This is a genomic window from uncultured Subdoligranulum sp., from assembly GCF_963931595.1.
GTDB lineage: Bacteria > Bacillota > Clostridia > Oscillospirales > Ruminococcaceae > Gemmiger.
Window position 1 is genome coordinate 1,755,882 of the sequence record NZ_OZ007030.1, and the last position, 13,524, is coordinate 1,769,405.

The window sequence follows — 13,524 nt, forward strand, 5'->3', positions numbered from 1 at the left end:
CAAACCGGCGGTTATCCTGTATAATAGAGCCTGTTCTGTATATGAAAAATTGACACTGTGAGGTTTCACGATGCTGACAAGTTACCTGTATGTTTTCTTCATCTCGATGGTGCCCCTGATCGAGCTGCGCGGCGCCATTCCCGCCGGTGTAGTGCTGGGACTGCCGCTGTGGAGCGTCTATGTGGTGGCCATCATCGGCAACATGCTGCCGGTCCCCTTCATCTTCTTCTTTGCCCGCAAGGTTCTGGAGTGGGGCGCCGACAAGCCGGTCATCGGCAAGTTCTTCACCTTCTGCCTGCAGAAAGGCCATCGCGGCGGTGAGAAGCTGAAGGCCACCGCCGGCCGCGGCCTGCCCTGGGCGCTGCTGATCTTCGTGGGCATTCCCCTGCCGGGCACCGGCGCCTGGACCGGTACCCTGGCCGCCAGCCTGCTGGATATGGACTTCAAGTCCAGCGTGCTGGCCTGCATGGGCGGCGTGCTGCTGGCCGGCTGCATCATGGGTGCGCTGAGCCTGGCCGGCGTTTCTGCCCTGGGCGCTGTGGTAGCGTAAATTTTTTCTGTATGTAAGTCAAAAATCCCGGCCCCGCGATGCATTTCGCGGGGCCGGGATTTGTTTTATGCAGGCCGGCAGCTTTTTGCTGTCAAATTGCTGTCACAACGAGCTGTACATCACGCAAAAGACACAATATATAGCGTCTTTTCTTTTTCAGAATGTCTATATAATGCGTTTTTACTGGTCGATGGGCTTCATAGTCGGAAAGAGCAGCACATCACGGATGGAGGCGGAGTCGGTGAGCAGCATGACCAGACGGTCCACGCCGAAGCCCAGGCCGCCCGTGGGGGGCAGGCCGTACTCCAGGGCGGTGACGTAGTCGTAGTCCACCTGGGCCTTGCTGTCCGGGTCGATCTGCTTGCGCTCGGCCACCTGGCGCTCGAAGCGGCCCTTCTGGTCGATGGGATCGTTCAGCTCGCTGAAGGCGTTGCCGAACTCGGTGGCGTTGATGAAGTACTCGAAGCGCTCGGTGATGGCCGGATTGCTGGGCTTGCGCTTGGCCAGCGGGCTGACTTCCACGGGATAGTCGTAGATGAAGGTGGGCTGGATGAGGTTCTCCTCCACGAAGGCATCGAAGAACTCGGCCAGGATGGAGCCCTTGGTGGGAATCTCGGGCAGCTCCACATGATGCTCCTTGGCCAGGGCGATGGCATCCTCGTCGGACTGGACGGTGTCGAAGTCCACGCCGGAATACTTCTTGACGGCCTCGGTCATCGTCATCCGCTCCCAGTGGGAGAGGTCGATCTCCTTGCCCTGGTAGGTGATCTGCAGGGTGCCGCAGACCTTCTGGGCCACCGTCTTCATCATCTCCTCCACCAGGTCCATCATGCCGTGGTAGTCGGTGTAGGCCTGGTAGAGCTCGATGGTGGTGAACTCGGGGTTGTGCTTGGGGTCCATGCCCTCGTTGCGGAAGATGCGGCCCACCTCGTAGACACGGTCCATACCGCCCACGATCAGCCGCTTGAGGTAGAGCTCGGTCTCGATGCGCAGCACCATGTCCATGTTCAGCGTGTTGTGGTGGGTCAGGAAGGGCCGGGCCGAGGCACCGATCTCAAAGGGGGTCAGGATGGGGGTCTCCACTTCCAGGAAGCCCTTGCCGTCCAGATAGCTGCGCAGTTCCCGCAGGATGGCGCTGCGCTTAATGAAGGTCTGCTTCACGTCGGGGTTGACGATCAGGTCCACATAGCGCTGACGGTACCGGGCTTCCCGGTCGGTGAGGCCGTGGAACTTTTCGGGCAGGGGCAGCAGGCTCTTGGACAGCAGCGTCAGCTCGCTGACCCGCACCGAGATCTCGCCCATCTTGGTGCGGAACACTTCGCCCTTGCAGCCGATGATGTCGCCGATGTCCAGCTTCTTGAAGGCCGCGTAGGCCTCGTCGCCCAGCAGATCCCGCTTCACAAAGATCTGGATATCGCCCTTCTGGTCCCGCAGATGGGCAAAGCTCGCCTTGCCCATGACACGTTTGGACATCATGCGGCCGGCCAGCGTGACGATCTTGCCGGTCTCCGCCTCGGCGGGCAGATCGGCAAACTCGGCTTTCAGGTCGGCTGAGTAGGCGTCCTGGGGGTACTTGGTGATGACGAAGGGGTCATGACCGGCGGCGCGCAGGTCGGCCAGCTTCTGACGGCGGACAGCCGCCTGCTGGCTCAGGTCCTGCTCAGTCTGGGGCTTGTTCTGCTCCATGAGAGATCTTCCTTTCTTGTTATCATGCAAAAAGGGGCAGGTATTCCCCGCCCCTGCCTTGTTTTACTTCGAGCGCGAAACGGCCAGCACCTTGTACACGATGATGTTGCCGTTGGGCAGGGTAACGTCCACCTCGTCGCCGGCCTTGTGGCCGATGAGGGCAGCGCCCACCGGGCTCTCGTCGCTGATGCGGTTGAGGTTCATGTCCGCCTCGGTGGAGCCGGTGATGTCATATTCCTCGGCCTCGTCGGGATCGTCTCCCTCGGCGAGGATCTTGACGCGCATACCGATGGAAACGGTGTCGTTGGACAGTTCGCTGTCATCGATGATGCGGGCCACCTTCAGGGTCGCCTCCAGGTCGGCGATGCGGGCCTCCACGATGGCCTGCTCTTCCTTGGCGGCGTCATACTCGGCATTCTCGCTCAGGTCGCCGTAGCCGCGGGCGACCTTGATCTTGTCTGCCACCTCTTTACGTTTGACGGTGCGCAGTTCGTTCAGATCCTGTTCCAGCTTTTTGTAACCCTCACGGGTAACGACGACTTCTTTAGCCATGCTCGATTCTCCTAACTGATACGCGATAGTAAAAGTTGTGCGGCCCGCAAAATGAGCCGCACCAATTTAGTTATTATATCGGCTCAAAGCCGATTTGTCAAGGGTTTTGCGCTGGGTCGCGTTATTTGTCCAGCTGCAGAAGCCCCACCTTGCGGTACACCTTGCTCACCGTCCGGTTGGCGATGCGGGCAGCCCGCTGGGCGCCGTCCTTCAGCACGCCGTCCACGTAGGCCTTGTCCGCCAGGATGCGGTTGTACTCGCTCTGGACCGGGACCAGCGCGTCGGCCGTCACCTCGGCCACCGCCATCTTGAAGTCGCCGTAGCCCTTGCCGGCGAACTCCGCCTCGATCTCCTCCATCGTCTTGCCGGTGAAGGTGGAGTAGATGGCCATCAGGTTGGAGACACCGGGCTTGGTCTCCCGGTCAAAGCGGACCACACCGTCCGAGTCGGTGACGGCGCGCTTGAACTTGCGTACGATGGTGTCCTTGTCGTCGGTCATGAGCACAAAGGAGTTGACGTTGGTGTCAGACTTGCTCATCTTCTTGGTGGGCTCGGCCAGCGACATGATCTTGGCGCCGGATGCCGGCACGTAGCCCTCGGGCAGCGTGAAGGTATCGCCGTAGACGCCGTTGAAGCGGTTGGCAATGTTGCGGGCCAGCTCCAGGTGCTGGGTCTGGTCCTGCCCCACCGGCACCAGGTCGGCGTTGTAGATCAGGATATCCGCGGCCATCAGCACCGGGTAGGTAAACAGACCGCCGTTGACGTTGTCGGGATGCTTGGCGCTCTTGTCCTTGAACTGGGTCATGCGGGACAGCTCACCGAACTGGGTGTTGCAGGCAAGAATCCAGGACAGCTCACAGTGGGCCGGCACGTGGCTCTGCACAAAGAGGATATGTTTTTCCGGGTCGATGCCCACCGCCAGCAGCAGCGCGGTCAGTTCGCGGGTGCGGCGGCGCAGATCGGCGGGGACCTGGCGCACCGTCAGGGCGTGCAGGTCAGCGACCATATACAGGCAGTCATAGTCGGGCTGCAGCAGGGCCCAGTTGCGCACCGCGCCGATGTAGTTGCCCAGCGTCGGCGTACCGGTGGGCTGAATGCCCGAAAGAATCCGTTTACGTTTTTCTTCTGCCATAATTTCCACCTTCTATAAAATACACGGGCCGAAGCGGTCCGCTGTAGTATCTACTATTCAATCACACGCCGGGCGCTTTGTCAACAGAAATTGCCCGCAGCACAAAAGACTGCGGGCAGGGTTTTGATTCAGGACAGCGGCACGGTAAATTCGGTCAGCACTTCCCCGGTGCCGGGCTGGGTGGAATAGTCCATTTTGTAGACCGTCACCGTCACGGTGGGGCTGTTTTCCGGCACGGTGTCAAAGTAGTAGGTCCAGAGATAATCGCTGTTGCTGTCATTTTCGTCCAGATGCACGCCCTCGCCCCGTTCGGCTTTCAGCAGGGTGCCGTCTGCGGCGGTGAGTTTGACCTGGGTGCTGTACTGGCTGGGCAGCTGGATCTCCAGTCTGGCGGCGGCCGGGGTGGCGGTCAGGCTGTGGAGCGTCACGCCGTCCCGGGTCAGCGGCCCGGTGAAGGAGCGGATGCCCTCGGTGCCGGGCTCCGGGATGGTAAAGGTCAGGGTGTAGTCCCCTGCCAGCGGGGTCTCGTCGTGGTATTCCCAATGGCTGTACTGGCTGCCCCACTCGCTGGTGCGCTCCTCCAGCATCTCCACATTGCAGGCCACCAGGTCATGGAGCTGCAGCGTCACCGTCCGGCCGCTCAGGGAGCCATCCGTCTCATAGAGGAAGAGGGGATAGTTGAGCCCCATCACGAAGGTGCGGTCGTCCTGCCGGGTGAACCAGCCATCTCCTTCCTCCAGGATGGCGGCGCCGTCTTCGAGAAGCAGCGCCCCCGAAGCCTCGGCGGTATCGGCGGGCATGGAGCCGCCGGCATCGGCCCGGATGGTATCGAACCCGGCCAGGCTGTCGTCTGCGGCGGTGAGCACCAGGCTCAGCCGCATCCAGTCCTCGTCCCGGTAGATCTGCCCCAGCGTCACCGTGTAGGGGCTGGCGGCACTCTCGGCGGTTTTTTTCACCGTCTGGGCGTAGCCGTTGAGCTGCTCGCTGCGCAGGCGGGTGTCGGCGTCCCGGTTGATGCGGCTGAAGAGGGTGCCCACCAGCGGCAGGCTCTCGGCGAAGGCGGGGTTGGCCAGGTTCACGCTGCCCAGCAGCACTACACAGGCCGCGGCCGCCACCGCTGCGCTGCGCACCAGCCGCAGCAGGGGGCGGGAACGCCGCGGTGCAGGGCGGCTCTCGGCGTGCACCTGCCCGCGGGCCGATGCCAGCACCCGGTCCCACTCCCCTTCCGCCAGCGGGACGGCGGGCGGGTCCAGGCGGTTCAGTTCGTCCAGCAGCGAGCGGTCAAAGTTTTCTTTACGCATGGCAGTGCACTCCCTTCTTTTGTAACTGGCGGCGCAGCCGTTCCCGGCCGCGGCTTAAGCGGGTGTTGACGGTGCCCTCGGTCATGCCCAGGGCGCGGGCGATCTCTTTACTGGACTGTAGCAGATAATACTTGCGCAGGAAAATCTCCCGGTCGGGCGGGTCCATGGCCGCCACCAGGCCCCCCGCCCAGTCGGCAGCGTCCGAGGTGGCGCGGTCAAATTCCGCCACCTCCCCCAGGGTCTGCCCCAGTTCTTCGTCCAGCGATAGTGCCGCGTGCCGGCACAGCGCATGGTAACGGTCAATGCCCTTGTTGCGCGCCGTCACCAGCAGCCAGGGGCGCAGCGGTGTTTTTTGTTGTTCCAGCGCGGCGGCATGGCGCCACAGCGATACAAAGGTATCGGCGATACACTCCTCCACATCCCGCGGGTCCCGCGGCAAAATGCGCAGCAGCACGGCTTTGACCAGCGAGGCATAGGCCTGCATGGCAGCCTGCAGCCCGGCGTCGGGGTCAGTCTGCAGCAGGCGGGTCAGGTCCCGGTCATTCACTTGGATTCCTCCCTGTTGTTGTTCTGGAAGCGCTTCTTATCTATCCAGACGGGACGGCGGGGCAAAATCTTACAGCCAGCACAAAAAAAGAGGACGCACGCCGGTGCGTCCTCCCCGTCATGGTTTTATTTTTTCCTGCCCAGCAGCTGGGTGCGGATGTAGGCAAAACAGGCATCCTCCCCCTGGTCCCGCAGCACCTGCAGGCAGGTCTCCAATTCGCGGCGGGTCTCGGGGTGCAGGACATAGTGGTCCTTGCTGTGCTCGTAGTACTCCCAGGCGGTGGCGTCGGTGTAGTCGGCGCCCTTGTAGTTCTTGCTGGCGGCAATGCGGTCGCAGACCATCTCGGCCACATAGCGGGCCGGCATCCGCATGCCTGCCAGGGCGTGGTCCCCGTCGGGTGCATAGTCGATCCAGTATTCCAGATGGTGTTTGTTGCGGCCCTTGTGATGCAGCCAGGCGGCGCTGTAGCCCTCCGCCTTGCGCTGGGCGTTGTTGGGGCTGCAGGTCCCCTGCCAGTACCTGGCCCCGGCCCAGAATTCCACCGGGGACAGCTTGCTCAGATCGTGGGTCAGTCCCTGCCAGTAGAGCCCGCAGCGGAAACAGTGTTTCATCACCAGCATCTTGTGGTGATGGATGGTTTTATAGTGTTTGATCGGATGCCACAAAGTTGGCGTTCCCCCTTCGGGACAAAATTTCGGGACGATTCAGCGGTCCCACTTGTCGCACAGGCTGGCGATCTGGCTGGCGAACTTGGCCAGGTCCTTGTTGGCGCCGCCCTGGTTGTGCTGGATGACCGCCATCAGCCGCTTGCCCATGTTGACCAGACGGTCGTAGGCCGCGCTGCTGCGCACAGTGGCCACGCCCGGCGTCTTGACGATCTTCCGGGTGTTGCCCACCTCGGCGCAGGCCACCCGGCCGTCCCCCACAATCCAGATGGACCCGTTGTAGGGCGCTTCCGCCTCGTAGCCTTCCTCCTGCAGCCGGTGGGCCCAGTGGTCGGCCACCGCGTCCTCGCCGTGGTTCACAAAGACAAACTTGGGCTTTTCGTCAAAGGCGTGGAGCCAGTTGGCCAGCCCGTCCTGGTCGGCGTGACCCGACAGGCCGCTGAGCCGGTGGATATGGGCCTTGACCTGGATCTCGTCGCCGAAGAGCTTGACCTCGGTGGCGCCGCCCAGCAGCACGTTGCCCAGCGTACCGGGGCTCTGGAAGCCCACAAAGAGGATGGTGCTCTCGGGCCGCCAGAGATTGTACTTGAGATGGTGGCGGATGCGGCCGGCGTCACACATGCCGGAGGCCGAAATGATCACCTTGGGCGTGGGGTCGCTGTTGATGGCCATGGATTCCTCTTTGGTCTCGCTGACGCAGAGGCCCGGGAACCACAGCGGGTTTTCCCCCCGCTGGACGATGGCCATGGCTTCCTCGTCGTAGCATTCCATGAAGTTTTCCCGGAAGATGGTGGTGGATTTGCTGGCCAGCGGGCTGTCCACGAAGACCTGGAAGTTGTCGTGGCCGTGGATGCGCCCCTCCTCCTTGATCTGCCGGATGAAGTAGAGCAGCTCCTGGGTGCGGCCCACCGCAAAGCTGGGAATGACCACGTTGCCGCCCCGGTCGAAGGTGGTCTGCAGCACTTCGGTCAGCTCGCCCAGATAGTCCGGCCGCGGGCCGTGGCTGCGGTCGCCGTAGGTGGATTCCATGACCAGATAGTCGGCGTGGGGCGGGATGGCCGGGTCCTTGATGAGGGGCTGGTGGGTGTTGCCGATATCGCCGGAAAAGACGATGACCTCCGGCTGGCGCTCCGGCTCGGTGACGCGGATGGAGATGGAGGCACTGCCCAGAAGATGCCCCACATCGGTGAACAGCACCTCGATCTTGCCGCCCTCATCCTCGAAGAGGGTCTGCCAGCTGCCGTAGGGGCAGGGCACGAACTGCTGCATGACCTTCTCGGCATCCTCCACCGTGTAATCCGGCTCCACCATGGCGGCACCGCTGCGCTGGGCCTTGCGGTTTTTCCACTCGGCCTCCTGCTCCTGGATATGAGCGGAGTCCCGTAGCATGATGCCGCACAGGTCCATGGTGGCGTCGGTGGAGTAGATGGGCCCCCGGTAGCCGTTTTTATAGAGGTAGGGGATCTGTCCCGAATGGTCGATGTGGGCATGGGTGAGCAGCAGCGCCTCGTAAGTGCCGGGGGCATAGGGCAGGTCGGCATTCTCATACACGTCCCGTCCCTGCTCCATGCCGCAGTCCACCAGCAGCCGGTGGCCCGCCGCTTCCATCTGGGTACAGCTGCCGGTCACTTCCCGGGCAGCACCCAAAAAGGTAAGTTTCATACAGTTCGCCTCCCTGCCTTGACCTGCCTTACTGGTTGCGCCCCACCCCGTAGGTGGGCGCTTCGGGCAGGACAAAATCTTCTGTGAAATTGTTGGTGTTGTCGTTGATATTCATACGGACATCCCAGAACAGGTCGCCGTAATCCCGCAGGATGGTGTAGTTGCCCTCCCCCAGGGCTGCCGCCGTCTGGGTGTCGGTCACCAGCAGCACGGTGTCGCTCTCCGGCTCGTAGGCCGTCAGGCTGGCCTGGTAGGTGCGGGTCACATTGCCGCTGTCCACCAGCGCCTGGGCTGCCTCCGCCGTGGTGGAGAGCAGCACCAGCCGCTGGGTCGCCGGCAGCGAGGAGATCAGCTGCTGCCGGGTGATGTCGCCGTATTCCAGCTCGGTGACACCGCCCGCCACACCGGTGACCTCGGCATCCGCCCAGCCCTCCGGCCAGTGATCCCGGTCATTCTCGGCGATTTCCTCGTAGAGGGTGGCCAGATAGTTGGCATAGCTGATGGTCTTGCTGGCGTCCGGGTTCTGGGCGTAGGTGAAGAGCGGCGTGTTCAGGATGCTGGAATCGTCGGTATCCAGCCCCTGCAGTGCCTGGGAAGCGTTGCTGTAGGCCGCTGCCGCCTGACGGATGGCATCCTCCGCCCGCTCGGTGGGCGCCGTGGGGTCGGCCCCGTCCGCCGCCACATTCTTGTCGGGGTCAGCGGTATCGGTCACGGTCAGGCTGCCGTCCTCGCCAGTGGTCAGGTACTGGCTCCACTGGTCGTTGAGAGCCGTTTCCAGATCGCCGGCCGTCACCTTGCTGGCCAGTTCCACCCGGCAGCTGCCGCCCTGGGTGAAGACGAGGTTCAGCCGGGCCACCTCCTCGGTACCCTGGCCGGCGGCCAGCACCGGCAGCGCGGCGTTTTCCACTTCGGTGCCGCTGCCGTTGATCACCGCCGTGACCCCCAGGTCCGCCAGCGTGTCGGCCAGCGCCCCCACATCTACGCCGGGCGTGGCGATGCAGAGGATGACATCGGCTCCCTCGGCCTGCAGTGCCGCCACCTGTTCGCTGGCGGTCTGGGCCAGGTCGTTGGCCATGGGGGTTTCCTCATTCACAAGTCCCACCTGGCCGGTCACCGTGGCGGTGTCGGCCAGCGAGAAGAAGCCGATCTTGTAGCCGGCCCGCTCCAGCAGATAGTTCATACCGTTGGTGATGCGGTTGCGGCTCCAGCTGGTGGAACGGTAGAAGATGGCCGAGCCCTCGGCGTCCCGTAGGTTGGCCGCCAGGGAGGGCCCGGAGGCCATGTTGGCGTCGCTGCGCAGCCGCTCGATGCCGAAGGCAAGGTCCTCCGCACCGATGGCCTGCAGGTCATACCCGGCCGCCGAGAAGGCGCTGAACATATCCATGCCGCCGGTGAGGCTGGAGCTCAAGCTCCCCTGCAGGCTGCCGCCGGCGTCCAGCAGGATGGCGTCGGGCGCCGAGGCCTTGAGCCCCGCCACATAGGCCATGTTATCCCGCACGCCGTCCAGGTTGGCGGTGGCGAAGACAGGCACCGTGATGTCGCCGATGCGCACAAGACAAGAGACGCTCTCGGTGCCGTCGGCCAAGGTGGCCGTGATGGTGCACTCGCCGCTGTCGGCCCGGGCACGGACCACGCCGTGCTTATCCACCGTGGCCACGTCCTCGTTGCTGCTCTGCCAGAAGATTTTCTGGCCGCCCTCCTCCTCGGCGTTCTGGTTGGTGGTCAGGGTGGCGCGGGCATCCTTGGCGTCCAGATGCAGTTCCATCTGGTAGGTATCGTTCACAAAGACCGGGTCGGCGGCCTTGCCCATGCCGTCGGCGATGCCGGTGATGGTGAAGGGACGCATGATGAAGTCCACGTCCACCGTCTCGCTCTGGACGCCGTAGTCGGCGCCGGGCGCCTGGTAGGTACACTGCCACATATCGTAGGTGCCGGTGTAGCCCAGGGAATCCGAGAAGCGGGCGATCCACAGATTGTCCCGCCAGGGGTCGAAGGCCGGGTCGCTGAAACGCGCCCGCACCCAGTTCAGCGAGGCATAGATGCCCTGCTCCCCGGTGTAGCCCAGCTCCACCAGTCGGTCAAAGAAGGCCTGGGTGATGGCGGCCATCTCCTCGGGGAAGATGCCGCTGATGCTCTTGTCCTCCAGGTCGTAGTACACCGGGTAGGATAGCTGGTAGGGCGAAGCGGTGTAGTCGGCCAGGCCCTCCTGGGGCGGGGCCACCAGACCCAGCAGCCGGGCCACATGGTCGGCCTCGGAGCGGGCCTCCTCCACCGTGGTGGCGTAGGAGTAGAGATAGACACCGAAGGGGATGCCCAGCCGGGTGCACTCGTCGGCGTTGCGGCGCCACTGGTCGTCGTCCTGGGCCCAGTCGGCCTCCTGGCCGTCCCACTCGCCGCCGTAGCCGCAGCGGATGATGGCAAAATCAATGCCCGCGGCCTTGGCCTTCTCCCAGTCCACTTCCCCCTGGAATTTGGACACGTCGATGCCCTTGAGCACCGCCGCCGGGATGGCCTCCCCGCTGGAATTGAAGTAATAGCCCAGATCATTCTTCTGCCAGGCGGCCGCCGGGGTGCCGAAATCTGCCTGGGCGGGCCCGGTGGGGCCGGAAGTGCAGCGGGTCAGGGCGATGCAGACCCCCGTCACCACCAGCAGGCAGAGCAAACACAGCGCCAGCACCAGACGGCTGCGCCGGCGGCGGCCGCCTTTGCGGCGCCGGGGTTTGCCGCTCCGCGGCGGCTGGGGCCGCCCCTGCCCGGAAGGCGGCGGGGCTGCGGGTTGGGGATTGGGTGCAGCCCGCCCGGGGCTGCGATAGATCTTGCGTTCTTCAGACACAGTCGTAAACCTCTCCTTGCCAAGGTATGCAACAAAATTCAAACAATATAAGTAAGAATAGTGTAACATTTTGCCGAATAAATTACAATGCAAAACGGGCGGCAACTTCTGTAAAATTCCACAAAAAAATGCACTCCCAACGGGGAGTGCATGGCTTATCTGTTCATTTCGGAGCGGCCGGTGCCGGCGCGGCGGATCAGGTCCTTGACCACCTCGCCGCCGCAGACCAGCCCGCAGGCCGCCGGCACAAAGGCATTGCTGGCCGGTACGGCCCGCCGTCCGTTGGCCGGGGTTTCGGTCAGTTCCGCCGTGAGGGGTGTCAGGGGTTCCTCGGTGGAGAAAACCACCTTCACCTTGCCCAGCCGCCGTTTGCGGCACTGGATGCGGATGACCTTGGCCAGCGGGTCCACGCTGGTTTTCTCGATGTCCGCCACCCGGAACGCCGTGGGGTCCAGCTTGTTGGCCGCCCCCATGCTGCAGAGGATGGGGGTGCCCGCCGCCTTGCACCGCTCAATGAGCAGCAGCTTGGCCGACACCGTGTCGATGCAGTCCAGCACATAGTCAAACTGCCCCAGATCGATGGTATCGGCGGTGTCGGCACCGTAGAACAGCCGGTGGGCGTGCACCACGGTGGTGGGGTCGATGTCGGCAATGCGGGCCGTCATGGCATCCACCTTGTACTGGCCCAGCGTGGAGTGCAGCGCGATGAGCTGACGGTTCAGGTTGGATTCCGCCACCCTGTCACTGTCGAAAAGGCTCAGCTCCCCCACCCCGCTGCGGGCCAGCACCTCCACGGCCTGGCCGCCCACACCGCCGATGCCGAACACCGCCACATGGGCGGCGCGCAGCGTTTCGAGAGCAGGGGTGCCCAGCAGGGCGCGGGTACGGGTATAGATATCAGGCATAGGGTAAATCCTCCGGGGTGTTTCTGTGGGGCGGCTGCCCGCCTTTTATTATACCCGGTTTTCCGTCTGCGTCAAGGAAGCCCCGGTGCAGCACCAGCGGTCGTCAAAGGTCATGGTCAGCAGCCAGTCACCGTCCAGCTTGACCCGCCGCGTTTCTCCCAGGCCGGGGCCGTCCACATCGTATAGCTCCTGCAGGTCCCGAATGGACCGGTTTTCAAACCAGCCGGCATCCAGCAGCCAGCGGGTATAGGTGACCACGTCGGCCTGTTCCCTGCCCCGGGTCCAGTAGTTGAGGCCGCAGTCCTGCAGCACATCCAGGTCCAGGTCGGCATCCACACCGGCGTCGTAGCGGTCCAGATTGGCGCGGACGATCCGGCTTTTCATATCCACGCAGGAGAGCAGCACAAAGGTGACCGCCAGCACGGCCAGTCCCATGCGGGCCGCCGGTATGCTGCGGAAGACCCGCACCAGCAGCAGCACGGCCCAGACCGCCAGCACGCCGAGGAACCACCCGGCCACCACCCGGCGGGGCGTATAGCCGAAGAGATGGATGTAAACCGCCAGCTTGGCCCCGGCCAGCAGGGCGAAGGCGATGCCGTAGAGGCAGAAGAGGGCTGCCAGCGTCTTGGGCAGCGGGCGGCGGCCGAGAAACCGCACAGCCGCCAGCACGCAGAAGTCCAGCAGCAGAATCCGCAGCAGCTCCCAGAAGCCGTCCACCGCAAAGTCCGAGGCGGCGGGTGCCGTCAGGCCCAGGGGCGCGGCGGCCAGCCATTCGGCCGCCTGGAGCCCGAAGAACAGCGTGTAGATGGCGCACAGGGCCCCCACCGCCGCAATGGCCGTCACCCGGGGCAGCAACCGGAAGGGCTCCAGCCCTGCGTAGAAGCGGTCCGCCGGGCAGGGCGGGTTTTCCCGGCGCAGCGAGCCCGCCACCAGGCCGTAGAGCCAGGCGCCCACCGGCAGGGAGAGCAGGAAGTATACAATGTAGGAGACCAGTTTTTCACTATTGAGAAGGAGGGCCAGCCAGTCGTTCCACGCCCGGCCCAACGCCGCGAAATGGGGGTCAGCCGCCGCCAGCAGGTTCCAGGCCATGGCGCAGAGCAACAGCGTGACCAGCACGGTCACCGCCCCCACGGCGGTCCCGCGCAGCTTGCGCCGCTGCTGCCCCACACTGCGCACCCCGGCCCAGACCGTGCCGACCCTGCGGAAGAAATTCCCGAAGGGCAGCACCACAAAGCCCGTCAGACCGTCCAGGAAGCATAGGCTGCCGCTGTACCCTTGAGCCAGCATGCCGCACCGGGCCAGCACGAACCAGACGGCAAAAATATGCCACACCAACGGCTGCCAGCCGCCCAGCACAGGCTGTTCACCCCAGAACGCCATAGCACCGGCCAGCACCAGCCAGCAGCCCGCCCAGAGGGGTGTTTCGGCGGCTGCCCGGCGGTGGAGCGCCCGGGCCATGGCCTCCACACCGGCCACAAACAGCACGGTGAAGACCGGCAGGCCCCAGCCCGCAAACCGGCGGGCAAACAGAATCTCTTTCACATACAGGTAGGCCAGCGGGTAGCTGAGCACCGCGCCCCATAGATAGGGAGTTGCCGGCACCGCCAGCTGAATTTTGGGCGCACTTTCGTAAAGGGGACGCCCGGCGCCCTCTCTGGGTAGTTCTGTCATGGAGAACCTCCTGTTCAGTT

The 13,524-nt window shown here is 63.9% G+C and carries 11 protein-coding genes; 1 reads left to right on the plus strand and 10 read right to left on the minus strand.

What is annotated here, in order from left to right; genetic code table 11:
• The first annotated feature begins 70 nt into the window (after nucleotides 1-70).
• On the plus strand, nucleotides 71-550 hold the full coding sequence (locus ABGT73_RS08520; protein WP_346669347.1) for a small multi-drug export protein: 480 nt from the start codon (nucleotides 71-73) through the stop codon (nucleotides 548-550).
• A 180-nt stretch (nucleotides 551-730) separates the two neighbouring features.
• Here the strand turns inward: ABGT73_RS08520 and lysS are convergent, their stop codons facing one another.
• From lysS to ABGT73_RS08570, 10 genes are all read right to left on the minus strand, one after another.
• Complete coding sequence (gene lysS, locus ABGT73_RS08525; protein ID WP_346669348.1) at nucleotides 731-2,236, minus strand: lysine--tRNA ligase; 1,506 nt, start codon at nucleotides 2,234-2,236, stop codon at nucleotides 731-733.
• Between the two features lie 63 nt (nucleotides 2,237-2,299).
• The gene (gene greA / locus ABGT73_RS08530; RefSeq protein WP_346669349.1) at nucleotides 2,300-2,788 is read right to left on the minus strand and encodes a transcription elongation factor GreA; all 489 of its coding nucleotides are present in this window, start codon (nucleotides 2,786-2,788) and stop codon (nucleotides 2,300-2,302) included.
• A 121-nt stretch (nucleotides 2,789-2,909) separates the two neighbouring features.
• The gene (gene trpS / locus ABGT73_RS08535) at nucleotides 2,910-3,920 is read right to left on the minus strand and encodes a tryptophan--tRNA ligase (RefSeq protein ID WP_346669350.1); all 1,011 of its coding nucleotides are present in this window, start codon (nucleotides 3,918-3,920) and stop codon (nucleotides 2,910-2,912) included.
• 128 nt (nucleotides 3,921-4,048) lie between these two features.
• Complete coding sequence (locus tag ABGT73_RS08540) at nucleotides 4,049-5,221, minus strand: DUF4179 domain-containing protein (protein WP_346669351.1); 1,173 nt, start codon at nucleotides 5,219-5,221, stop codon at nucleotides 4,049-4,051.
• A complete protein-coding gene (locus ABGT73_RS08545) occupies nucleotides 5,214-5,768 on the minus strand; it encodes a sigma-70 family RNA polymerase sigma factor (RefSeq protein ID WP_346669352.1) in 555 nt (184 codons plus the stop codon). The genes ABGT73_RS08540 and ABGT73_RS08545 overlap by 8 nt, the downstream gene beginning before the upstream one ends.
• A gap of 125 nt (nucleotides 5,769-5,893) precedes the next feature.
• Nucleotides 5,894-6,433 carry a DUF5662 family protein gene (locus ABGT73_RS08550; protein ID WP_346669353.1) on the minus strand — a complete coding sequence of 180 codons (540 nt, stop codon included), beginning with the start codon at nucleotides 6,431-6,433 and terminating at the stop codon, nucleotides 5,894-5,896.
• 39 nt (nucleotides 6,434-6,472) lie between these two features.
• Entirely contained in the window at nucleotides 6,473-8,095 is a 1,623-nt protein-coding gene (locus tag ABGT73_RS08555; protein WP_346669354.1) for an MBL fold metallo-hydrolase, read from the minus strand.
• A gap of 28 nt (nucleotides 8,096-8,123) precedes the next feature.
• Complete coding sequence (locus ABGT73_RS08560; RefSeq protein WP_346669355.1) at nucleotides 8,124-10,928, minus strand: GH25 family lysozyme; 2,805 nt, start codon at nucleotides 10,926-10,928, stop codon at nucleotides 8,124-8,126.
• A gap of 155 nt (nucleotides 10,929-11,083) precedes the next feature.
• On the minus strand, nucleotides 11,084-11,833 hold the full coding sequence (locus ABGT73_RS08565; protein ID WP_346669356.1) for a tRNA threonylcarbamoyladenosine dehydratase: 750 nt from the start codon (nucleotides 11,831-11,833) through the stop codon (nucleotides 11,084-11,086).
• A 48-nt stretch (nucleotides 11,834-11,881) separates the two neighbouring features.
• Nucleotides 11,882-13,504: a DUF4153 domain-containing protein gene (locus tag ABGT73_RS08570; RefSeq protein ID WP_346669357.1), complete on the minus strand. Its 1,623-nt coding sequence runs from the start codon at nucleotides 13,502-13,504 to the stop codon at nucleotides 11,882-11,884.
• Nucleotides 13,505-13,524 lie beyond the last annotated feature (20 nt).

Coding starts and splice junctions, on each gene's coding strand:
- lysS (WP_346669348.1), bottom strand. CDS start 2,236: ATGGAGCAGAACAAGCCCCAGACTGAGCAGGACCTGAGCCAGCAGGCG.
- greA (WP_346669349.1), bottom strand. CDS start 2,788: ATGGCTAAAGAAGTCGTCGTTACCCGTGAGGGTTACAAAAAGCTGGAA.
- ABGT73_RS08520 (WP_346669347.1), top strand. CDS start 71: ATGCTGACAAGTTACCTGTATGTTTTCTTCATCTCGATGGTGCCCCTG.
- ABGT73_RS08540 (WP_346669351.1), bottom strand. CDS start 5,221: ATGCGTAAAGAAAACTTTGACCGCTCGCTGCTGGACGAACTGAACCGC.
- ABGT73_RS08570 (WP_346669357.1), bottom strand. CDS start 13,504: ATGACAGAACTACCCAGAGAGGGCGCCGGGCGTCCCCTTTACGAAAGT.
- ABGT73_RS08555 (WP_346669354.1), bottom strand. CDS start 8,095: ATGAAACTTACCTTTTTGGGTGCTGCCCGGGAAGTGACCGGCAGCTGT.
- ABGT73_RS08565 (WP_346669356.1), bottom strand. CDS start 11,833: ATGCCTGATATCTATACCCGTACCCGCGCCCTGCTGGGCACCCCTGCT.
- trpS (WP_346669350.1), bottom strand. CDS start 3,920: ATGGCAGAAGAAAAACGTAAACGGATTCTTTCGGGCATTCAGCCCACC.